Raw genomic sequence first — 21,143 nt, 5'->3', positions numbered from 1 at the left:
TAACTGTCAACCATCAGCCGAAACACTGTCGCCCATCAACCGAAGACGAAATGTCAAGCCTCAACCGCACTAATACAAAGAGCTGGAGCCACCTAGGAGAATCGAACTCCTGACCTGCTCATTACGAGTGAGCCGCTCTGCCGACTGAGCTAAGGTGGCGTGCCGTCCGACGAGCGCTTGCGCGAAGAGCGAAGTGCCGTAGCGGCGGCACGAGTCTACGGCAGGGCCCGTCGCGGACCCAACTCAGTCACGCAGTGCGCGGCCGACGGTGGCGACCATCGCGTCGACCGCGAACTTCGGCTTGACGTTCACCGCCAGCGCCTCGCGACACTCCAGCACCGCCTCGATGCAACGCAACAGCTTCTCCGGCGATGCATGCGCGGCGATCTTGGCGACCTCGTCCCCCATGTCGGGATGGTGGTGCTGCACGTCCCCCGCACCGGAGGCCACCAGCAGCGCGTCGCGGAAGTACGTCGCCAGATCGATCAGCGCCCGGTCGAGCGAATCGCGTGACGCACGCGTCTTGCGCGACTTCTGCCGTCGCTCAAGGGCATTCAGCGCACCCGCAGCTCCGCGCAGCGAGCCGGCCGTGCCTTTGCCGGTGCCGCCCGCGCCGAGTGCGGTGCGCAGCTCCTCCGTCTCGGCCTCGTTGCGGTCCACCGTCAGCGCCAACGCCTCGTCCTCGGCCGTCTTCACCAACTCCTCGGCCGCGGCGTAAGCCCGCGAGGGAGTCGCCGCGTCCCGCGCCAGCCCCAGCGCGCGTTTCCTGCGCTCGCGGGCCGCCTCGTCGGTGGCCAGTCGCCTGGCCCTGCCGACATGGCCGCCGCTGACCGACGCCGCCCATCGGGCGTCGGCCTCCGGCAGCCCGTCGCTTTCGACGAGCACGTCCGCGATGGCGTCCACACTCGGCGTCACCAACGCCACGTGCCGGCACCGCGATCGCAGGGTGATCGCGATGTCCTCCGGGTCCACCGACGGCGCGCACAGTAGGAACACCGTGGACGGCGGAGGCTCCTCCACCACTTTGAGCAGTGCGTTCGCCGCGCCCTCCGTGAGCCGATCGGCATCCTCGATCAACACGATCTGCCACCGCCCGGTGCCCGGCCGCCGCGAGGCGATCTGCACGATGCCCCGCATCTCGTCGACGCCGATCGACAGTCCCTCGGGAATGATGCGACGCACATCGGCGTGCGTGCCGGCCATCGTCGTCGTGCACGCGCGGCATTCACCACAGCCCGGCGCACCTTCGGCTGTGCACTGCAGCGCGGCCGCGAAACAGAGCGCCGCCACCGAGCGACCCGAGCCCGGCGGGCCAGTGATGAGCCAGGCGTGTGTCATGGTCCCGGTGGCGAGGCCGGTGTGAGCCTCCTCACCGCGCGCAGCGCGGGCCGCGGCCACCAACTCGGCCTCCACGGCCTGCTGACCCACCAGACGCGAGAAGACACCGCCCATCGCAGATAACAGTAATGCTGCGAACCGACACGTCCGTCTCACACCACCCGTAGACGTCCCCGATGCCCGATACGGTTGACGCGTGGCCATGGACGCGAGACCGATCGGGCGAATCAGCGCATTCGTCCGCTGGGCCGCGCGCACCCCGTGGCCGGTGTTCACGTTGGGCATGGTGCAGGCCGACATCATCGGCGCCCTGCTGGTCCTGAGCTTCCTGAGGTTCGGCCTGCCGCCGGAGGACCGCATCCAACTGCAGGATCTGCCCGCCTTCAACCTGGCGGTATTCCTCGGCTTCCTGTTCGTCGGGTTCACGGCCGCGTCGTACGTAAGCCTGCGGCTGCTCATCCCGGTCATGCGCTGGCAGCGCCGCGACATGCTGCTCGGCGACCGGGATCCGGCCGAGACCGAGGTGGCGCGCACCCGCGCACTGAAGATGCCGTTCTACCGGTCGGTGATCAACGTCGTGAACTGGTTCCTCGGCTCGGTGGTGTTCATCGTCGCGAGCTGGCCGGTGGCCAGCAAGTCGGCGCCAGTCGTGGCTGTCGCCACCGGACTGGGTGCCACCGCGACCGCGATCATCGGTTACCTGCAGTCCGAGCGCGTGTTGCGGCCCGTCGCCGTGGCCGCCCTGCGCGGTGGCGTACCGGAGAACTTCCGGGCGCCGGGGGTGATCGCGCGCCAGGTGATGACGTGGGTGCTGTCCACCGCCGTGCCCATCATCGCGATCGTGCTGGCGCTGGTGGCCAGCAAGTTCGAGATCCTCACCGCGCCCGCACACCGCCTCACCACGCCGATCCTGATCCTTGCGATCTCCGCGCTGGTGGTCGGGTTGGCCGGCACCGTCCTGGTGGCCATGTCGATCGCCGACCCCCTGCGCCAACTGCGTTGGGCGCTGGGCGAGGTGCAGCGGGGCAACTACAACGCCCACATGCAGATCTACGACGCCAGCGAGCTGGGTCTGCTGCAGGCCGGCTTCAACGACATGGTCCGCGACCTGGCCGAACGACAGCGGTTGCGCGACCTGTTCGGTCGCTACGTCGGCGAGGACGTGGCCCGCCGCGCATTGGAACGCGGGACCGAACTGGGTGGTCAGGAGCGCGACGTTGCGGTGCTGTTCGTCGATCTGGTCGGCTCGACGCAGTTGGCGGCGACGATCCCCGCCTCCGAGGTCGTCAACCTGCTCAACGACTTCTTCCGCGTCGTGGTCGACACGGTCAACCGGCACGGCGGCTTCGTCAACAAGTTCCAGGGCGACGCGGCGCTCGCCATCTTCGGCGCACCGATCGAGCACCCGGATGCGTGCGGGGCGGCGCTCGCCGCCTCCCGGGAACTGCACGACGAGTTGATCGAGGTGCTGGGCCAGACCGAGTTCGGCATCGGGGTGTCGGCAGGCCGGGCGATCGCCGGGCACATCGGCGCCCAGGCACGCTTCGAGTACACCGTGATCGGAGATCCGGTCAACGAGGCGGCGCGGCTCACCGAACTGGCGAAGCTGGAAGAAGGTCACGTGCTGGCCTCGGCGATCGCGGTCAGCGGGGCGCTCGACGCCGAAGCGCTGTGTTGGGACGTCGGCGAGATCGTCGACTTGCGCGGTCGCACAGCGCCGACGCAGTTGGCCAGGCCGGTGAACCTGATCAGCCCCGAGGGGGCCAACGCCGAACGTGAAATTGTGACCGAAGAATCGCGCTGATTTCGAGCGCAAGCGCCCCTTCGCGCGTCAGCTTTTCTTGGCCGCTTTCTTCGCGGGTGCCTTCTTCTTCGCCGGCGACTTCTTGGCGCCGGCCTTCTTGGTCCGCTTCACCGGACCCCGCGCCCGCCGGTCGGCCAGCAGCTCTGCGGCGCGGTCATCGGTGATCGACAGCACGTCGTCGCCCTTGCGCAGGCTGGCGTTGGTCTCTCCGTCGGTGACATACGGGCCGAACCGGCCGTCCTTGATCACCATCGGCTTGCCGGTCGCCGGGTCGTTGCCCAACTCACGCAGCGGCGGGGCCGCCGCCCGCTGCCCACGGCGTTTCGGCTCCGCGTAGATCTTCAGCGCTTCCTCGAGCGTGATGTCGAACATCTGCTCTTCGGTGGTCAGTGACCGAGAGTCGGTGCCGCGCTTGAGGTATGGACCGTAGCGTCCGTTCTGCGCGGTGATCTCCTCACCGGTGTTCGGGTCAACACCGACGACCCGCGGCAACGACAACAGCCGGAGCGCGTCGTCGAGCGTGACCGTCTCCAAGTCCATCGAGCGCAGCAGCGACCCGGTGCGCGGCTTGGGTCCCGTCGGCTTCTTGCCCTTCTTCGCAGGTGCACCGGCGTCCCCGTCGTCCGGCGGTTCGGGCAGCACCTCGGTGACATACGGACCGTAGCGGCCGTCCTTGGCGACGATCTCGTGCCCGGTCTGCGGGTCGACACCCAGCGATCGTCCCTCTTGCGGTGTGGCGAACAGCTTTTCGGCGAGCTCCAACGTCAGCTCGTCCGGAGTGAGCTCGTCCTTGAGGTTGGCCCGCTGCGGAGTCTGCTCACCGTCGTCGCCGGTGACCATTCGCTCCAGGTACGCGCCGTTCTTGCCCACCCGCACGTAGATGGGACGGCCCTGCTCATCGTCAAAGAGCCTGATGGAGTTGACTTCTCGAGCATCGATCTCCTCGAGGTTCACTCCGACGAGCTTCTTGAGCCCACCCGACCGGGCGATCGAGTCCTCGACTCCGTGATCACCGCCGAAGTAGAAGTTGTTGAGCCAGTTGGTCCGTCGTTCGTGACCGGCGGCGATCTCGTCGAGCTCGTCTTCCATCGCCGCGGTGAACCCATAGTCCACGAGACGGCTGAAGTGCTGCTCGAGCAGTCCGATGACGGCGAACGCCACCCACGACGGCACCAGCGCGCTGCCCCGCTTCACGACGTAACCACGGTCCTGGATGGTCTTGATGATCGACGAGTATGTCGACGGCCGGCCGATGCCGAGGTCCTCGAGCGCCTTGATCAGCGAGGCCTCGGTGTAGCGGGCGGGCGGCGTCGTGTTGTGCCCGTCGGCGGTGAGGTCCTTGGCGTCGACGCGCTGGCCCTGCTGCAACGAAGGCAGCCGGCTCTCGGCATCGTCGGCCTCGCCGCCGGCCTGCTCGTCGATGCTCTCGACGTATGCCTTCAGGAACCCCGGGAACGTGATCGTGCGACCGCTGGCGTTGAACACGACCTGCTGACCGTCGCGCGCAACTCCGGAGATCCGCAGCGAAAGCGTGGTGCCGCGCGCATCGGCCATCTGCGAGGCCACCGTGCGCTGCCAGATCAGCTCGTAGAGCCGGAACTCGTCGGTGTCGAGCTGGCCGTGCAGCTGGCCGGGGGTGGAGAACACGTCGCCGGCAGGCCGGATGGCCTCGTGCGCCTCCTGCGCGTTCTTCACCTTGCGGGTGTACTGCCGCGGGGTCGGGTGCAGGTATTCCTCGCCGTAGAGCTGGCGGGCCTGGTTGCGCGCGGCTTCCACTGCGCTCGCCGACAGCGTGGTCGAGTCGGTGCGCATATAAGTGATGTAGCCGTTCTCGTAGAGCCGCTGCGCGATGCTCATCGTGCGCTCCGAGGAGAACCGCAGCTTGCGGCCCGCCTCCTGCTGCAGGGTCGACGTCATGAACGGGGCGTACGGCCTGCGGGTGTAGGGCTTCTGCTCGACCGAGCTCACGGCCAGCTGTGCCCCGCGCAGGCCGGTGGCCAGCGCACTCGCGGCGGCCTCGTCGAGCACCAGCACCTCGTCGGGCTTGCGGAGCTGGCCCAACGAGTCGAAGTCCCGTCCGGTGGCCACCCGTCGGCCGTCGACGGTGTTCAGTTTCGCGGTGAAGGTGGGCGGGGACGCCTGCGGGTCGGACACGCTGGCGTCGAGTTCGGCGGTGACGTCCCAGTAGCCTGCGCTGCGGAACGCCATCCGCTCGCGTTCACGCTGGACGATGATCCGCGTCGCCACCGACTGCACCCGGCCCGCGGACAACTTCGGCGCGACCTTCTTCCACAGCACCGGGCTGACCTCGTAGCCGTACAGCCGGTCCAGGATGCGGCGAGTCTCCTGCGCGTCGACCAGGTCGTTGTCCAGGTCGCGGGGATCCTGGGCGGCGGCCCGGATGGCGGGCTCGGTGATCTCGTGGAACACCATCCGCTTGACCGGGATGCGCGGCTTGAGCGTCTCGAGCAGATGCCAGGCGATGGCCTCGCCCTCGCGGTCGCCGTCGGTCGCCAGATACAGCTCGTCGACGTTCTTGAGCAGGTCTTTCAGCTCGGCGACCGTGCTCTTCTTTTCGGGGCTGATGATGTAGAGCGGCTCGAAGTTGTGGTCGACGTCCACCCCGAGCCGGGCCCACGGTTCCGACTTGTACTTCGCGGGCACGTCGGCGGCGTTGCGGGGCAGGTCGCGGATGTGCCCCCGGGAGGACTCGACGATGTAGTTGGAGCCCAGGTAACCAGCTATTTTGCGCGCCTTGGTCGGCGACTCGACTATGACGAGCCGCCGGACGCCACCATTGCGACTGCCGCCGCGGTCCCCGTCTGCCACCTTTTGCTTACGCTCCACTTCTTCAGTCGCCCACGGCGCCGGACTCCGCACTCGGCGGCTCGTCGACCCCGTCGGCAACTGACAATTTCGCACCCCGCGCGAGCCGACGCAAACTGGCCCCCCTCTGCACGGCCGTCAAATACGCGGCCATTGGTGGAACGCCTCCACGTTGCCGGGCGGTTCCCCCACGTTCTCTACCAGGCGCGACAGCCGTCGGCGACCGCTGATCCGCAGTGCCGGGCGTGAGCCTCGCGTGCCGATCAGCGTCGGCGCAATCCCCACCCGCATCATCGCCGACGCGAGCGGCGCATGGGTGTCGGGCGCATGCGGGTCCAGTCCGAGCAGATACCGGTCCGCCTCCGGCGTACCCGCGGCCAACGTCCAGGCCCGAAGCTCACGCGGTCCGGGCAGCCACTGGGGCGGCACGGTCTTGACGGCTCCACGGGTCCAATCAGCCGCGATGGCGACCAGCCGCGAGTCGACGGTGGTGCGCACCAGTGGATTGTTCTCGTCGGTGCGGGAGATCTCCGGCTGCAGGCCCGCCTCGACGATCATCTCTGCGATGGCCTCGGCACGCCACATCTGGTCGACGACGACCGACAGCCGCGCACCCTGCTGTGCGCCCGCACCGACCAGTACCACCTGGCCGGGGGCGGCGAGCAGCCCCGTGAGGTCGGCGACCGCGGGGGGCACCGACTCCGCCGAGAAGAACGACAGCTGGCTCACGAATCGACAGTAAGGCAGCCGTCGACATCTACCGTGTCGGCCGGGCCCCTGGCGCGCCGAAACGACGAACACCCCGCGGCAACCGGTCTCGGATGCGCGCGGGGTGTTGCCCTCAGATCGTGTTGGTCGCGCTAGACGGCCCGAACACCCGTGGCCTGCGGCCCCTTGGGGCTCTGGCCAACCTCGAACTCAACCTTCTGGTTCTCCTCCAGGGTGCGGAAGCCGCTGCCCTGAATTTCCGTGTAGTGGACAAAAACGTCGGCGGAGCCGTCCTCCGGGGCGATGAAGCCGAAGCCCTTCTCCGCGTTGAACCACTTCACAGTTCCCTGTGGCATTTCCTGTTGTTTCCTTCTCTTATTCACCGGGTGCGGTCCACCGTGTTTCGGTACACCGGGCCCGTTCCGACCGCTCTCCTTCGTGGAAGCTCGGAACTCGACCCGACCTACAACCCTCGCAGGAACCGCGATCGCAACGTCGTTCCTGCGAGTGCTGATACACGAACACAGAAGCTGCGACCGCGCTAAGTCAATCACGTTCGTCACTGCTGCGTACAGTCTCGGCGCTGGTAAGTGGGGAACAATTCACTCCAGCGGAGCATTCAGGGAGGACGATCGATGGCTGATTTCGGCCGCGAGCTGCTTGCTTGCGCGGTCGAAGGCACCGGGCAGGGCGGGCAGAATCCGCTGCGCCACGTCGCTGATATTCCGCCGCGTCAGGGGCGACCGCAGCAGTGGCCGCGCTGGGCCGACTCAGATGTGGTGCGGGCGTTCGTTGATCGGGGCATCGAGGCTCCGTGGTCACATCAGCTCGCCGCGGCGGAGCTCGCTCACGCCGGCCGCCACGTGGTGCTGTGCACCGGCACGGCATCGGGCAAGTCGCTGGCCTACCAGCTGCCCATATTGACGGACTTGAAAGCGGATCCGCGGGCCCGGGTGCTGTACCTGTCGCCGACCAAGGCGCTCGGCCACGACCAACTGCGGACCGCGGTGGCGCTCACCGAGGCTGTGCCGCTCCCCGACGTCGCGCCGTGCGCCTACGACGGCGACAGTCCCGGTGACGTTCGGCGTTTCGCGCGCGAACGGTCGCGCTGGCTGTTCTCCAACCCTGACATGATTCACCTGTCGTTGCTGCGCAACCATGCCCGCTGGGCGGTGTTCCTCCGCCACCTGCGCTACCTCGTCATCGACGAATGCCATTACTACCGCGGCATTTTCGGCTCGAACGTGGCGATGGTACTGCGACGGCTGCTGCGGTTGTGCGCGCGGTACTCGGCCACCGGCAGCATGCCGACGGTGATCTTCGCCAGCGCGACGACGGCCGCGCCCGCGGAAACGGCGTCCGAACTGATCGGGCAGACCGTCGTCGAAGTGACCGAGGACGGGTCGCCGCAGGGGGCTCGCACCGTGGCACTGTGGGAGCCCCCGCTGCTCGACGACGTAATCGGCGAAAACGGGGCCCCGGTAAGGCGTTCGGCGGGCGCCGAGGCCGCCGGCGTGATGGCCGACCTGATCGCCGAGGGCGCCCGGATGCTGACGTTCGTGCGGTCGCGCCGGGGCGCGGAACTGACGGCGCTCGGCGCGCGGACCCGGCTGCAGGAGCGGGCGCCGGATCTCGCCGACCGGGTGGCGTCCTACCGCGCCGGTTACCTCGCCGAAGACCGCCGCGCACTCGAACGCGCCCTGGCCGACGGGGAACTGCGGGGGCTGGCGACGACGAACGCCCTGGAGTTGGGCGTGGACATCGCCGGTCTGGACGCCGTTGTACTCGCCGGCTTCCCGGGCACCGTGACATCGTTCTGGCAGCAGGCCGGCCGGTCGGGCCGCCGGGGACAGGGCGCGCTGATCGTGTTGATCGCCCGCGATGATCCGCTGGACACCTACCTGGTGCACCACCCGGCCGCACTGCTGGACAAGCCGATCGAACGCGTCGTCATCGATCCGACGAACCCGTACGTGCTTGGGCCGCAACTGCTGTGCGCGGCCACCGAACTCCCGCTGACCGATGCCGAGGTGCGGATGTGGAACGCCGAAGCGGTCGCCGGGGCGCTCGTCGACGACGGACTGCTGCGCCGCCGGGCGAGCGGTTACTTCCCCACCCCCGGCATGGATCCGCATCCGACCGTCGACATCCGCGGCGGATCGGGCGGGCAGATCGCAATCCTGGAGGCGGGTACCGGCCGCATGCTCGGCAACACGGGTGCGGGTCAGGCGCCCGCCTCGGTGCACTCCGGCGCCGTGTATCTGCACCAGGGCGAGAGCTACGTCGTCGACTCCCTCGACTTCGAAGACGGCGTGGCGTTCGTGCACGCCAACGATCCGGGCTACACCACCTCCGCCCGGGAAGTGGCCGACATCTCGGTCACCGGCGAAGGTGAGCGAAAAGCGTTCGGCCCGGTGACCGTTGGGCTCGTACCGGTTTCGGTGACCAATAGGGTGATCGGTTATCTGCGGCGTCGCCTGACGGGCGAGGTGATCGACTTCGTCGAACTCGAGATGCCCACCCGCACCCTGGACACCACCGCGGTGATGTGCACGATCACTCCAGAGGCGTTGCAGCACAACGGCCTCGACCTACTTCGGGTGCCCGGCGCCCTTCACGCCGCCGAACACGCGGCGATCGGGCTTCTGCCGCTGGTCGCCAGTTGCGATCGGGGTGACATCGGCGGAGTGTCGACGGCGGTCGGGCCGGTGCGGGGATTGCCGACGATCTTCGTCTACGACGGCTACCCCGGCGGTGCGGGCTTCGCCGACCGCGGATTCCGTAGGCTTGCCACCTGGTGGGCGGCGACGGCCGATGCGATCGAGGCGTGCGAATGCCCTGCGGGATGCCCCTCCTGTGTGCAGTCGCCCAAGTGCGGCAACGGAAACGACCCGCTGGACAAGGACGGTGCGGTGCGGGTGCTGCGCCTCGTGCTCCGTGAGATTTCCGGCAACTGGCCCTGACGGACCGTGCGAAGGGGCGATCGACCCCTCGACGATCGCCCCCCACGGTGTCCGCCCTCCGGGGCCGTGAACTGGCCACCGAGCGCGAACCATGCGGGGAACGGCCGAACGACGCGATCCGTTCCCAATCCCGGAAGCCGGGCGCAGACGAAAGCTACCTCGTTGATGAGGTGGTTGCAACTCCCGAGGCGGGCGATGACACGCCCCGGAAGTCGTGAGGCCGCCGAATCGCAACGAATTCCGCACCTGTCAGCCCGGAGGGCCCCCCAGGTCCGCCGGTAAAGTGTCACCATGACCCACGACTGGCTGCTCGTGGAGACGCTGGGCAGCGAGCCCGTCGTGGTGGCGCAGGGCCATCGAACCCAGAATTTGATTCCGGTCGGTGCGTTTCTGCGGCGTAACCCCCACCTGATGGCCGTGCAGACCGCCATCGGCGAAACTGTGCGGGCGCGACAGGGCCTGAGCAGCATCACTCCCAAGAACGATCGCGTCATCCGCACCGAGGTAGTGCAGATGACCGACGGCCGCATACACGGCGTGCACATCTGGATCGGACCCCCAGACATGGAACCCCCGCAGCGGCCTGTGCCTGGACCGCTGTTGTGGGATCTCGACACCGGAACCGCCACCAACACCGAGGAATCGCTGTTCAACAGCGGATGGGATCCACACAGGGAGCCGACGCAGAACCGCACCTTCGCCGACGATCTGCCGATGCGTGAGCTCAACCCGAGCGAAGCCAAGGTGCTGACGATGGCGATCAAACGCGAGCCGGGCACCACGTTCTGCAGCACATGGGACGTCACCGACTATCGCGGTGAGCCGATCACCGTCGGCTTCGTCACGCGCACGGTCGTGGAGCCACGCGACGACGGCCCGGATCGGCTGCTGTGCAGGGCTATGAACTGGCGCAGTGAGCATGAAGAGACCGGGCCGCCGCAGGACCACCTCGCGCAGCGAATCCTCAACGGGCTGGCCCAGCCTGGGGTGCACCGCGCGCTGGTGGACCCGACGAACTGGACCTTGCTGAAGTGGCTCGATGAGCCCGCGCCGTTCTTCGACTGGCGGATCAGCTTGGCGGGCGAGCATACGGTGCACCCTGCCGATCATGCCGAGATGGAGCGCATGGCAACCGAATTCAGCACCGGCGTCGCCACCGGTGTGCTGCGGATGGCCGGGGTCGGCGACAGCGAATGGACGCCGGTGCATGTGACCGTGAATCGGGTCGAACTGGACGAGGATGTGTACGCGGCCCTGGCAACGCTGCGTCGGCCCAGCACCACGGAAATCGCGCAACCGGGTCGGCACGTAGGCGAGCATTAGCCCGCCGGATCTCCTGGTCCGGCGCGGGCGACCGCGTGCGCAGGGCCCACTCCGAAGCGCCCCAATGTGACCGAAACATCGACGGCGACAACCACATCCAGGCCGGCCACGTCACACCGAGTCATGTCGGCCTGCATCGCGGTGGCGACCGCGGCCGCCCACGCACACGCCGCATCCACACCGGTGGCGATTCGGTGGGCAGCCGCCAGGGCACCCAGGTCGGCGGCCGCCTGAGCGCGGTGCCGCGCTGTCACCGCCACGCCGAGGTATGCCGCGCCGACGGTGATCGTCAGCAGCACGGCGATCATCGCCGCCGCGATCAGGGTTGCCGCGCCGTCGTCAGCGTGAAGCCGGTTCCACGGCCGCCACCGCTTTCGCTTCGACGGCGAGCCCCGGCAGCATCGCGGACCGCGCGGTGACGGTGGCGACGACGAAGTCGCCGTCGCGGCGGATGAGCACGGCGGCGCCTTCGGGCGCGAGATTCCGTGCCACATCGCCGCCGTTATCGCCCCGGGCAGCGAGCCGTGCCGCCTCGCGGGCGGCGTCGACACAGCGGATGTGCGTTGACACCGCCGCCAGGCCGGCCGCACACATGATGAGCACCGCAACCAGTGCGGCCACCGCGAACGCCGCCTCGACCGTGGCGCCGCCACGCTCACCGGCTAGACGTTGGTGTTGAGCGCGCGGCTGATGATGTTGGTCAGGGCGCTGACGATCGAGTCGCCGGTGACCACCGTGTACAGGATCGCGCCGAACGCGGCGGCGGCGATCGTGCCGATCGCGTACTCGACGGTCGACATGCCGTCGTCCTCCACCATCAGCAATGCCAGTTTCGTTTGCAACGCACGAATCCGATTGCGCACCTTCATCTTCCCTCCCCACTCGATACCCTTCACAAAATCCCGGACTGCAGCACGTCACCGGCCAGGCCGGCGACGACGGGCACGATGCCCAGGCACACGAACGCGGGCAGGTAGCACACGCCCAGCGGGCCGGCGATCAAGACCGACGCCCGCTCGGCGGCCGCGCGGGCGGCATCCGCCGCGTCGTCGCGCGAGCGGCCCGCCAACTCGGTGACACCCTGCGCCAGCGCCGTTCCGGAGGACGCCGAGCGCCGCGCCAACCGCAGCAGCGCGTCAGCGTGGCGGTCCACGTCGGGCGGAGTCGCCCATGCGGTCGACGGATCGGCGCCCAAGGCCAGCAGATCTGCCGCGCGCAGCAGCAACCGCGCCAAATGTCGTGGCGCCGACGGTGCCGCAGCGGCCGCGGCACTGGACACAGCCATCCCTGAACGCAGGCAGGCGGCCAGCACGTCCAGCGTCGAAGCGAACGCCAGCGGATCGCCCGGCCCGCCTCCGTCGGGTATCCCCCGCGATGAGGCCGGAGTGCCGCGAACCCGCGCCCGCCTGTCAACGCCGCCGACGAGCAACGCGCCGGCGAGAAGCAGTGCCGCAAGCGTCATTTGACCACCCCGCCGGTGATCCGGTCCGACCAGGCGAGGCCCAGACAGGTCAGCGTCACACCGACGACGAGCAGCCACTGGCCACCCGTGAACAGGAAGCGCAGCGGTTCGGCACCGATCAGTTCGCCGAGGCCCACCCCGAGCAGTGGCAGCGCCGCGAGCACCGTGGCGGTGGTGCGGGCACCCGCCATCCCAGCGTCGACCTGGGCCGAGAACCGTTCCCGCGCAACGATGTCACGGTGTGCGGTGTGCATCAGTGCCGCGATCGCGAGGCCGTGCGCCTGAGCCAGTTGCCAACAGGTCGCGAGTCGCTGCCAATGTGCGGCCAGCGCTGACCGGCCGGCCACACTTTGTAGCCCGGCTGCGACGTCGGCGCCCATCCGTGCCCTCGCCGCGACCGTTCGCAGCGACGCCGCGACGACGCCGTCGACTTCGGATGCGGCTGCCTCGAAAGCGGCTACCGGATGCGCACCGATTCTCAACTCGCCGACCAGGACGTCCAGCGCACCCTCCAGTGCTGCCGCTTCCGCTTTGCGTTCTCGCCGCCTGCGCCGGCGCCGCCTGCGGATTTCACCGGTGAGCGCGGCGATCGCTGCCGCCACGACAACCCCGAACGGGGCAACGACAACCAATGCGAGCAGGCCGATCGCCAGCCAAGGTGCGACCGGGATCCGCCTCGACCGGCGGTCGCCTCCCCCGCACGCGCGGATCGACCGCCGACGCGGGCCGGGTGCGACCAGAAGCGCCAGCGCAAGGGCCAGCGCTGCGCCGCTCACAACGCGCCCCGCTGCCGAAGGAGGTCACGCAATCGCTCGGCGCCGCAACCGAAGCCGCGCTCGAGGTGCCACGCCGTCGACACCCGGACCTGACCGTCCACCCCAGCCGTCAGGAGTGCGACCTCACTGAGCCGGCGCTTGCCCGCCCGGTCACGGTCGACGTGGATCACCACCTGCACCGCGGCTGCAAGCTGGCTGTGCAGCGCGGCCCGGTCGAGACCGCCGAGCGCGGCCAGCGCCTCCAGGCGGGCGGGCACCTCGCCCGGACTGTTGGCGTGCACGGTGCCGGCACCGCCGTCGTGGCCGGTGTTGAGCGCGGCGAGCAGATCGACCACCTCGGCGCCGCGTACCTCGCCGACGACGATGCGGTCGGGCCGCATCCGCAACGCCTGCCTGACCAGGTCGCGCATCGTCACCTCGCCCGCGCCTTCGACGTTGGCGCAGCGCGCGACGAGCTTCACCAGATGCGGATGTGCCGGAGCGATTTCCGGCGCGTCCTCGACGCAGACGATGCGTTCGGTCCCGGGAACCGCGCCCAGGACTGCGGCCAGCAGTGTCGTCTTCCCGACACTCAATCTATGGCACACTAGACGGATGGCACTTCGCGCCGCGATATACGTACGGATCAGCCAGGACCGGGACGGCACTCGGCTCGGCGTCGAACGGCAGGAACAGGACTGTCGCAAGCTCGCTCAGCGGCTCGGCTGGGACGTCCGAAATGTGTACGTAGACAACGACATATCGGCCTACAGCGGGAAGCGCCGGCCCGAATACCAGGCGCTGCTCGCCGACATCGAGGACGGGGCGCTCGACGGCGTCGTCGCGTGGCACCCGGACCGGCTGCACCGCTCCCCGCTCGAGCTCGAAACCTACATCGACCTCTCCAACAAGTTCGGCATCCAGACCCACACCGTGCAGGCCGGTGCCTGGGACCTGTCGACCGCATCCGGTAGGGCCGTCGCGCGCACGCTCGGCGCCTGGGCGCGCTGCGAGTCCGAGCACAAGGGCGAGCGGATCCGGCGCGCCCGCCAGCAGCAGGCCAAGGCCGGCGGCTGGCACGGCGGCATCCGCCCCTACGGCTTCGAGAAGGACGGCGTCACCATCCGGCCCGACGAGGCCGCCGAGATCGCCAAGGCGACCGAGGCCATTGTGTCCGGTGTGTCGCTGCGGTCGCTGGTGCGCGACCTCAACGAGCGCGGCGTTCCCACGGCGACCGGGCGCGGACCCTGGACGTCGGTAGCGCTGAAGGACACCATCATGCGTCCGCGAACGGCCGGCCTGTCGTCGTATCACGGCGAGATCGTCGGGCCCGCGGTGTGGCCGCCGATCGTGCCGGAGGACACCTGGCGGGCCGCGTGCGCGATTCTGTCCGACCCGGCGCGCCGCACGAACGGCGGCCGCGGCGGAACGATCCGCTGGCTCGGCTCCGGGCTCTACGTGTGCGGCGTGTGCGGCGAGGCGCAGCTGCGGGTGGGCACCGGAGGGAGCGTCAAGCGACACACCTACCGGTGCGGCAACCGCAACATCCGCGACGGCGGCGGCCACGTCACCCGCGAGGCGAGCACCCTCGACGCCTACGTCGAGGAGGTGATCGTCACGCGGCTGTCGGAGCCGGGGCTGCTCGATGGCCTACTCGAGGCCGACGACGACCGCGACACCGCGGCGCTGCGCGTCGAGCTGGTCGCCGTGCGGGAGCGCCAGGACGAACTCGCCGGACTGTTCGCCGCCGGCCAAATCACGGCGCGCCAGCTCGCGATCGGCACCGAGCAGCTGACCGCGAAGGAGGAAGCGCTCGCCAAAGCTCTCGCATCGGCCGGTCGCCGTAACCCGATCCAGATGCTATGCGGTGCAAAGGATCTCCGCTCACTATGGTTCGGCACCCGAGAGGGCCGCTCCGACGGCCTCTCACTCGGACAGCGCCGCGCACTCCTCGACGTGCTGATGACCGTCACCGTTTTGCCGGCGCCACGTAACCGCGGCGGCTTCGACCCGAACTACGTCCGCATCGAGTGGAAGGTCGGCTGACGGGCCTTGCCGGCGCATTACGAATGACACGGCGCTCGGTTGCTGTGTGACGGAGCCTCGCTATGCTTGTGGCGCGTAGGTATGGCGCCGGAAGGCCCGGAAGACCGGGGATGTGAGACCGGCCGGCGCAACGACCGATTTGCCTCGCGCGCATCGCGATTCGCGCAGCGGCATGAGGTCGCCTTCCTGACGACCCGCGATCCACGCCGGGCCGATCGAGCGCACACAGCCGGGACCTAAGGCAGCCCGAAATACAGCCACCTGAAAGGGCTTATTTCGCGATGCCTTCACCCATTCCTCCGCGTCGTCGTTACGCAAAGCTCGCCGAGGCCGCTGAATACCTGCAGGTCACCGAACGCACGATCCGGCAGATGATCACGGATGGCCGGCTCACCGGATACCGCAACGGGCCCCGAATCGTACGCGTTGACCTCAACGAGATCGACGCCGCCGTGATGAAGCCATTCGGCGCGTCGTGACCGCCAGCGAGAGCGCAGCGACCCCAGATGTGCTGTCCGAGCACATCGCTCGTGTGGTCGCCGAAGCGCCGCCGCTCACCGCTGAACAGCGCGACCGCATCGCCGCGATTATCCGGGCAGGCGCCGCGACGTGACACGAGAAAACCGCCCCGCGGACGCGAAGGCGGCTCTCGAGACTGACCAAGTCGAGGCCCAGCGTAAACCCCACCACCGACGGCCACAGCGGCGCCGAGATGGTGCCGACCGCCCGCGACCGCCACATCACGGCCGGCGCGCCGAACGCGCGGCTGGAGTCCGGCCATGAGTGGCGAGCCGACAACCAACGGGCAGGCGCCGTTCGGCGCGGACTTTCATCCGCGCGACTTCCGCCGGGGGCTTCGGCACCTACGCCTCGATGACGCTGAGTATCGAGTGGCGATGGAGCTGTGCGAGTTCGCCGCTATCGGACGGCCGATTGTGTGGCCGGGTGTCAAGACGTTGGCCGAACACTGCGGCATGACACCCCGCGGGGTGCAAGGCATTCTGCTCCGGCTCGAAGCGAAGGGAGTAATCGCGTGCGTTACCCGTAGCAAAGGAGGCCGCGGCCACACGACCCACTGGCAGCTGCTCGTGCAACGGCCACAAACTACGAACGGCCGTTCACGGTTTACGGGCACCGAAATTACGAACCGTGGTGCCGGAAACTACGAACCGCCGTGCTCCGAAACTACGAACGGCCGTTCGCCCGAAGTAGGGATGGAAGTAGGGATGGAAGTAGGGGGGCGCGCGTGTGTGCGCGAGACACCGCCGACACCCGAGCCACAACAGCCGCGCAACGACCGCACCTCGCAGCCATCAGCGAACAGCAACAGCGAACGTCCCGCCGCCGTCGAGCCGTCACCGTTCTGCCCCCGACACCCTGGTGGCACCGACAAACCATGCAAGGGATGCCAACAAGCACGCGAGCGCGTCGAAGCCCTCACCGTCGGGGCCGAGCGGGAGCACGACGCCCAACGACAAGCCGAAGCCGACCGGCGCGCCGCATGCCCCGACTGCGACCACGGCTTCGTCGACGTCTACGACGACGACGGCAACGAGGTCGGTGTGCGCAAGTGCACACACCCGAAGCCCAGGAGGAGAACATCATGACCGACTGTCCCGACCAGCTGCCGCTGTGGTGGTACTGCAGCATCTGCGGGGCACCGCACTTCGACCTGAGCACCAGGCTGCGCTGCGTCCCCCCGGAGCACCGGCACTGCCACGAAGCCTTCGACCGGTGGTTCCGGTCCGACAACGAGGCCGACTGGATCGACGAACCGGAACGGGCCGCGCTGTGACCGCGCGCTTCGGCCGGTGCGCGCGCCGCAGCGCCGCGTTGACGAGTACCTCGGGACTGTCTGGCCGCCAAGGCAATTCGAGCCGTCAGCGGCGAAATGGGCGGCAGAAATGAAGGCTCGCGACGCAGCCGTGGGCGTGGCCGGCGTGGAGGCCGGCGACCCGCCGCGCGTCGTGCTCACGATCAGCGGCCTGCAGGCACCGCTGGCGATTTCGGCTGTGCAGGCGGTAGTTCTGCACAAGGCACTCGGCGAAGCGATCGAACGCATCAAGTCCGAGCGGTCGGCCAGCACCGAGACGGTAACCGACCCTGGCGGGCCTGTCCTTGTCGCCGCCCCTGCCGACATCGAGGCCTTCGGCCACGCCGCGGCGATGGTGATCGCGTTCCTGCGGGCGCGGCTCGCGGCCGGCGGGCCCGACTGCTTCGAGCACGACGGGGCCAGGTGGGTGCTGTCCGGCGGGCGCGCCATCGCCGCCGCGACCGGATTGTCGCCGGAAGCTGTGTGGTCGACGCTGCGCCGCCACCCCGGTGTGATCGCGGTCCGACGCTTCAGAGGCCGCCCCGCCTACCGGCTCGTCGAGCCCGAGGCAGCGAATAGCGCCGCCACAGACACCGGCAACCCAGCAGACGAAGGGACAACGACATGACCGACCGCGACGACGACGAAGCCGTGGTGCAGCGCGTGATCGCGCGCATGAGGGCCGCCGGCCGCGACGTCGTCGACCGAACGCCCGCCGAGATGCGCGAGCTGCACCAGTGGCAGCGGATCCGCTGCGGCGCAGCGGGACTGCTGCACGCGAAACTGACCGGCAACGCCGACGCCGAACCCGCCGCAATGGCGCACGTCCTACAGGCTTGCTTCGAGCAGCCCGGCCTCACGCCGAACGCTGCGCTCCTGCCTCACCTGCTCGACCTCGCCGCCGGCCACGTACTCGCTGGCGCGTGGCGCGACCAATTCGTCGAAGCGCTGACCGAGGCCGGACTCCTCGCGCACGCCGCGGCCGAAGCCGAGGACGAGTCGACCGCTGACCAGTGGCGACCGTTCGAGGCCGCCGAGATCGTGCTGCGCGGCCGAGTCACCGGCAACGAGGACCTCGAGGCCGAAGGGTGGCGGCTCGCCGACACACTGGCCGCTGAACACGGCAGCAACGCGGCGAGTGTGTTGATCGGTCACGTCATCGCGCTCATCGACATGCACGTCCGCGGCGCCGCCCGTGACCACCTGCTCGAGCGGCTCGATTACGACTTCGTCCGTCACGGCGGCGTGCGCGCGCCGGACACGCCAGAGGGCCTGACGTGATCACCAACCTGCGCGGTGTGTTCCTCGACGCCGAAGATGCCGATTACGTTGTGCGGGCATTGGAGCTGCTCGCTCGCACAGGTCGGCCGAGCGCTCGGCTCGAACACGTCACCGCGCGACTACGCAAAACTGTTGCCGCACTGACGGTTCAGAACCGAAACGGCAGTGAAACCGCCAGTTTGGTTGGCACCGCGGCGAACTCGCGCAACCCTGCGAGGTATGACCTGGTCACCACCGGCGAGGCGGCCCGCATCCTCGGCATCACGCCGAACGGTGTCCGCTACCTCGCGCGCCAGGGCCGGCTACCAGCGCATCACACCGGTACCCGGTGGCTCTATCCAGCGCTCGCCGTTGTCGAGCGCGCCGAGCGGCAGGCGGCCAAGCGAGGCTGACCATGCCTGACCTCCGCACGATCCGCGACGTCGAACTCGTCCGCGTCGGTACGTGGCAGATCAGCACCGGCGACTGGACCGTCACCCCCGCGGACCTAGCCTCCGCGGTCGCCGCGCACAAGGCCGGCGTCCTGCGCATCCCGGTGCTGAAGATCGGCCACCAGGACCCGCGATTCGACGGCGGGCCGGCGCTGGGGCGCGTCGACAACCTGCGGCTGGCCGAGGGCGGCCAGGTGCTCATCGGCGACTTCGTCGACGTGCCAAAGCCGATCGCAACGCTGCTGCCGAGGGCCTGGCCCGACAGGTCCGTCGAAGCGTTAATCAACTACGAGGGGCCCGACGGCACGGTATGGCCGCTGGTCATTACCGCCGTCGCGCTGCTCGGCGAGACGGCGCCCGGCGTCGACAACCTCGCCGACATCGCCGAGACGTACGGCGTGGCCGCGGCCCGCCGAATCAGCGTCGCCGCCAGCACATTCCACCCCGACGACCACGCCGCGGCCGAGCGGCGACGCGCCGTCGCTGTGGCGGCCGCCCGCCGACGCCGAACCAACCGAACGATGACAGGAGTCTGACGTGTCGACAACCATCGCCAACCCGTCCGTCTACGAACCCGGCAAGGACATCACCGGGCAAGCCACCGCAGCCGTGACGGCGCGCAGGTTCCTGGCCATCAGCGGCAACCGCACGTCGGGCGGCAACATCTCGGTGGCGCCGGCCGCCGCGGGTGGCCGCACTTGTGGAGTCGCCGCCACCGACGCCGCCGTCGGTGAACTTGTCCGCGTCGTTCGCGGCAACAGCCGCGTGGTGAAGGTGACCGCCGAGGCCGCGATCGCCGCGTTCGCCGAGGTGCAGGTCGGCGCCGCCGGCCAGGCCATCACCAAGGCGGCCGGTGTCGGCGTCGGCTACGCCATCACCGGAGCAGCCGCCGGCGCCAACGCCGAGATCTCGCTGTACTGAAAGGAATTGAGCCACAATGCCTAACCCGCTCATCCCCGAACTGAACGGCCGCCGGCTCACAGTCGACGTCGCCCTCAAAACGCCGACGATCCTGCGGAACCGCATCGCCGAACTCGCCGACGACCAGATCCTGCTGCCGAAGTTCTTCCACCAGCTGGGCGCCCAGGTGCAAGGTGGCGGCATGCTCTACTCGGTCGTCCAGGCGTCCGACTTCTTCACCAGCGACGTCGAAAAGCGCACGCCCGGCGCGGAGTACAAGGTCGTCGAGGGCGTCGAACCGGAGCCGAAGCTGGCGCTCGTCGAGGACTGGGGCGGCAAGTTCCAGGTCACCGACGAACAGCGCATCCGCAACGACGTGTCCTACCTCGACCAGCAGACCACCCAGCTGGCCAACACGATCACCCGCAAGCTCGACGTCGCCGCGATGAACGCCATCACCGCCGCCGTGACCGGCGCCAATGTCGTTGTCCCAGCCAGCAATTGGGAGAACCTGGTGTTCGTGGGGCCCGAGGCCAACCTCACCCCGAGCGACGCCCGGCCCACCGCGCACTTCTCGATGGCCCAACTCGCCAGCGACCTGCAGGAACTCGGAGTCACCCACGACCTGCTCATCGTCAACCCACAGCAGGCCCACGAACTGCGCGTCGCCTACGCCGACGGCCTCGACGACATGCTGAAGTCCGCCGGCCTCGAGATGTTCTCCAACCCGCGCATCCCGGCCGGCGAGGCCTACGTCGTCGAGACGGGCATGGTCGGCACCGTCGGATTCGAAGCACCGCTCACCGTCGACGTGTGGGACGACCGCTCCACCCGCTCGAGGTGGGTGCAGGCCTACGCCGTGCCCGCGTTCGCCGTCGACCGGCCCTACGCCGCCAAGAAGATCGCCCTGCCCGCATAGGAGAGGCCAATGCCCGCAATCGTTTTCACCGATGAGCAGTCGGCCAAGCTGCTCGAGCTGCTCGGCCTGCCGGCCGACACCGACGACGCCGAACTGGTCCTCGCCACCGTCGAGGACATCGCCAACCAGGTCGCCGCGATGGACCCGGCCAAGCCGTCCACCGTGGCTGCGGCCGCCAAGCGCGCCGGCCTCGAGGTCATCGACACCGACACCGCCGAAGCGCTGCGACGCGATGCCGCCGAAGGCCGCAAGCTCGCGGCCGCCGCTGCGCAGGCCAAGGTCGAAGCCGCCGTCGACGACGCCATCAACAAGGGCAAGATCACACCCGGCCGACGCAAGCACTGGGTCAGCCTGATCCAGGCCGATCCCGGCATGGCCGACGTGCTGGCCGGCGTGCCCAACGAGACGGCCGTGCCGATGACGGAGGTCGGCCACAGCACCGACCCGGCGCACGACCAAGGCGACGACGAGCACGAGCGCGTTTGGTTCTACGGCTGATCGCCGGATAGACGTCGCGCTGTGAGGGCGCGGCTTAAGGCGGTCCCGGCTCCCGCCGAACAGGCCGGGACCGCCG

23 protein-coding genes, 1 tRNA gene and 2 pseudogenes are annotated in these 21,143 nt (G+C 69.0%); 14 read left to right on the top strand and 12 right to left on the bottom strand.

What is annotated here, in order from left to right:
* Nucleotides 1-83 precede the first annotated feature (83 nt).
* Nucleotides 84-159, bottom strand: a tRNA-Thr gene (locus AU187_RS12485).
* Between the two features lie 84 nt (nucleotides 160-243).
* Nucleotides 244-1,452 carry a DNA polymerase III subunit delta' gene (locus tag AU187_RS12480; RefSeq protein WP_059101705.1) on the bottom strand — a complete coding sequence of 403 codons (1,209 nt, stop codon included), beginning with the start codon at nucleotides 1,450-1,452 and terminating at the stop codon, nucleotides 244-246.
* 88 nt (nucleotides 1,453-1,540) lie between these two features.
* On the opposite strand from AU187_RS12480, the gene AU187_RS12475 reads away from it, so the two are divergent.
* Nucleotides 1,541-3,142, top strand: coding sequence for an adenylate/guanylate cyclase domain-containing protein (locus tag AU187_RS12475; RefSeq protein ID WP_156425656.1), 1,602 nt, complete (start codon nucleotides 1,541-1,543; stop codon nucleotides 3,140-3,142).
* Nucleotides 3,143-3,169: 27 nt separating this feature from the next.
* Here AU187_RS12475 and topA read toward each other — a convergent pair whose 3' ends face one another.
* The 3 genes from topA to AU187_RS12460 form a co-directional block, all read right to left on the bottom strand.
* Nucleotides 3,170-5,971 carry a type I DNA topoisomerase gene (gene topA / locus AU187_RS12470; protein WP_059101847.1) on the bottom strand — a complete coding sequence of 934 codons (2,802 nt, stop codon included), beginning with the start codon at nucleotides 5,969-5,971 and terminating at the stop codon, nucleotides 3,170-3,172.
* Between the two features lie 135 nt (nucleotides 5,972-6,106).
* Nucleotides 6,107-6,697: a hypothetical protein gene (locus AU187_RS12465; RefSeq protein ID WP_059101707.1), complete on the bottom strand. Its 591-nt coding sequence runs from the start codon at nucleotides 6,695-6,697 to the stop codon at nucleotides 6,107-6,109.
* 131 nt (nucleotides 6,698-6,828) lie between these two features.
* Nucleotides 6,829-7,032 (bottom strand): cold-shock protein, encoded by a 204-nt coding sequence (locus AU187_RS12460; RefSeq protein ID WP_006243848.1) that lies wholly within the window; start codon nucleotides 7,030-7,032, stop codon nucleotides 6,829-6,831.
* A 279-nt stretch (nucleotides 7,033-7,311) separates the two neighbouring features.
* On the opposite strand from AU187_RS12460, the gene AU187_RS12455 reads away from it, so the two are divergent.
* A complete protein-coding gene (locus AU187_RS12455; protein ID WP_059101708.1) occupies nucleotides 7,312-9,639 on the top strand; it encodes a DEAD/DEAH box helicase in 2,328 nt (775 codons plus the stop codon).
* A 291-nt stretch (nucleotides 9,640-9,930) separates the two neighbouring features.
* A complete protein-coding gene (locus AU187_RS12450; RefSeq protein ID WP_059101709.1) occupies nucleotides 9,931-10,962 on the top strand; it encodes a PAS domain-containing protein in 1,032 nt (343 codons plus the stop codon).
* Here the strand turns inward: AU187_RS12450 and AU187_RS12445 are convergent.
* The 6 genes and pseudogenes from AU187_RS12445 to AU187_RS12420 all read right to left on the bottom strand — a co-directional run.
* Nucleotides 10,959-11,291 (bottom strand): annotated as a pseudogene (locus AU187_RS12445) (Rv3654c family TadE-like protein); the annotation flags it as partial. The gene AU187_RS12450 and the pseudogene AU187_RS12445 overlap by 4 nt on opposite strands.
* Before the next feature lie 10 nt (nucleotides 11,292-11,301).
* On the bottom strand, nucleotides 11,302-11,583 hold the full coding sequence (locus AU187_RS25940) for a TadE family type IV pilus minor pilin (protein ID WP_353612192.1): 282 nt from the start codon (nucleotides 11,581-11,583) through the stop codon (nucleotides 11,302-11,304).
* A gap of 41 nt (nucleotides 11,584-11,624) precedes the next feature.
* Nucleotides 11,625-11,831: a DUF4244 domain-containing protein gene (locus AU187_RS12435; RefSeq protein WP_059101710.1), complete on the bottom strand. Its 207-nt coding sequence runs from the start codon at nucleotides 11,829-11,831 to the stop codon at nucleotides 11,625-11,627.
* A gap of 23 nt (nucleotides 11,832-11,854) precedes the next feature.
* Nucleotides 11,855-12,424, bottom strand: coding sequence for a type II secretion system F family protein (locus tag AU187_RS12430; protein WP_059101711.1), 570 nt, complete (start codon nucleotides 12,422-12,424; stop codon nucleotides 11,855-11,857).
* The gene (locus tag AU187_RS12425; RefSeq protein WP_059101712.1) at nucleotides 12,421-13,200 is read right to left on the bottom strand and encodes a type II secretion system F family protein; all 780 of its coding nucleotides are present in this window, start codon (nucleotides 13,198-13,200) and stop codon (nucleotides 12,421-12,423) included. The genes AU187_RS12430 and AU187_RS12425 overlap by 4 nt, the downstream gene beginning before the upstream one ends.
* Nucleotides 13,197-13,814: pseudogene (locus AU187_RS12420) on the bottom strand (TadA family conjugal transfer-associated ATPase); the annotation flags it as partial. The gene AU187_RS12425 and the pseudogene AU187_RS12420, both read right to left, overlap by 4 nt.
* Here AU187_RS12420 and AU187_RS12415 point away from each other — a divergent pair.
* From AU187_RS12415 to AU187_RS25440, 3 genes are all read left to right on the top strand, one after another.
* A complete protein-coding gene (locus AU187_RS12415) occupies nucleotides 13,711-15,225 on the top strand; it encodes a recombinase family protein (RefSeq protein WP_156442350.1) in 1,515 nt (504 codons plus the stop codon). The pseudogene AU187_RS12420 and the gene AU187_RS12415 sit on opposite strands and share 104 nt — an antisense overlap.
* 281 nt (nucleotides 15,226-15,506) lie before the next feature.
* Entirely contained in the window at nucleotides 15,507-15,704 is a 198-nt protein-coding gene (locus AU187_RS12410; RefSeq protein WP_059166797.1) for a helix-turn-helix domain-containing protein, read from the top strand.
* Nucleotides 15,701-15,838 carry a hypothetical protein gene (locus AU187_RS25440; RefSeq protein WP_156442349.1) on the top strand — a complete coding sequence of 46 codons (138 nt, stop codon included), beginning with the start codon at nucleotides 15,701-15,703 and terminating at the stop codon, nucleotides 15,836-15,838. Before AU187_RS12410 ends, AU187_RS25440 begins: the two co-directional genes overlap by 4 nt.
* 742 nt (nucleotides 15,839-16,580) lie before the next feature.
* Here the strand turns inward: AU187_RS25440 and AU187_RS25435 are convergent.
* Nucleotides 16,581-16,805, bottom strand: a complete 225-nt coding sequence (locus AU187_RS25435; RefSeq protein ID WP_059166796.1) for a hypothetical protein — start codon at nucleotides 16,803-16,805, stop codon at nucleotides 16,581-16,583.
* A 23-nt stretch (nucleotides 16,806-16,828) separates the two neighbouring features.
* Here AU187_RS25435 and AU187_RS12400 point away from each other — a divergent pair, with 23 nt between their 5' ends.
* The 8 genes from AU187_RS12400 to AU187_RS12365 all read left to right on the top strand — a co-directional run bounded on the left by AU187_RS12400 (nucleotide 16,829) and on the right by AU187_RS12365 (nucleotide 21,067).
* Entirely contained in the window at nucleotides 16,829-17,020 is a 192-nt protein-coding gene (locus tag AU187_RS12400) for a hypothetical protein (protein WP_059166795.1), read from the top strand.
* 109 nt (nucleotides 17,021-17,129) lie between these two features.
* Nucleotides 17,130-17,666, top strand: a complete 537-nt coding sequence (locus AU187_RS12395; protein WP_059166794.1) for a hypothetical protein — start codon at nucleotides 17,130-17,132, stop codon at nucleotides 17,664-17,666.
* Entirely contained in the window at nucleotides 17,663-18,319 is a 657-nt protein-coding gene (locus AU187_RS12390) for a hypothetical protein (protein WP_059166793.1), read from the top strand. The genes AU187_RS12395 and AU187_RS12390 overlap by 4 nt, the downstream gene beginning before the upstream one ends.
* The gene (locus tag AU187_RS12385) at nucleotides 18,316-18,711 is read left to right on the top strand and encodes a helix-turn-helix domain-containing protein (protein ID WP_059166792.1); all 396 of its coding nucleotides are present in this window, start codon (nucleotides 18,316-18,318) and stop codon (nucleotides 18,709-18,711) included. The genes AU187_RS12390 and AU187_RS12385 overlap by 4 nt, the downstream gene beginning before the upstream one ends.
* Before the next feature lie 2 nt (nucleotides 18,712-18,713).
* The gene (locus AU187_RS12380) at nucleotides 18,714-19,286 is read left to right on the top strand and encodes a hypothetical protein (protein WP_059166791.1); all 573 of its coding nucleotides are present in this window, start codon (nucleotides 18,714-18,716) and stop codon (nucleotides 19,284-19,286) included.
* A 1-nt stretch (nucleotide 19,287) separates the two neighbouring features.
* Entirely contained in the window at nucleotides 19,288-19,671 is a 384-nt protein-coding gene (locus AU187_RS12375) for a capsid cement protein (RefSeq protein WP_059166790.1), read from the top strand.
* A gap of 16 nt (nucleotides 19,672-19,687) precedes the next feature.
* Nucleotides 19,688-20,569: a major capsid protein gene (locus tag AU187_RS12370; protein ID WP_059166789.1), complete on the top strand. Its 882-nt coding sequence runs from the start codon at nucleotides 19,688-19,690 to the stop codon at nucleotides 20,567-20,569.
* Between the two features lie 9 nt (nucleotides 20,570-20,578).
* A complete protein-coding gene (locus tag AU187_RS12365; protein WP_059166788.1) occupies nucleotides 20,579-21,067 on the top strand; it encodes a phage protease in 489 nt (162 codons plus the stop codon).
* The last annotated feature ends 76 nt before the right edge of the window (nucleotides 21,068-21,143 follow it).

Origin of the sequence: Mycobacterium sp. IS-1556 (genome assembly GCF_001499985.1) — a bacterium.
Lineage (GTDB): Bacteria > Actinomycetota > Actinomycetes > Mycobacteriales > Mycobacteriaceae > Mycobacterium.
Note: the sequence above shows the minus strand (reverse complement) of the source record. Positions and strands in the feature narration are given on the sequence as shown.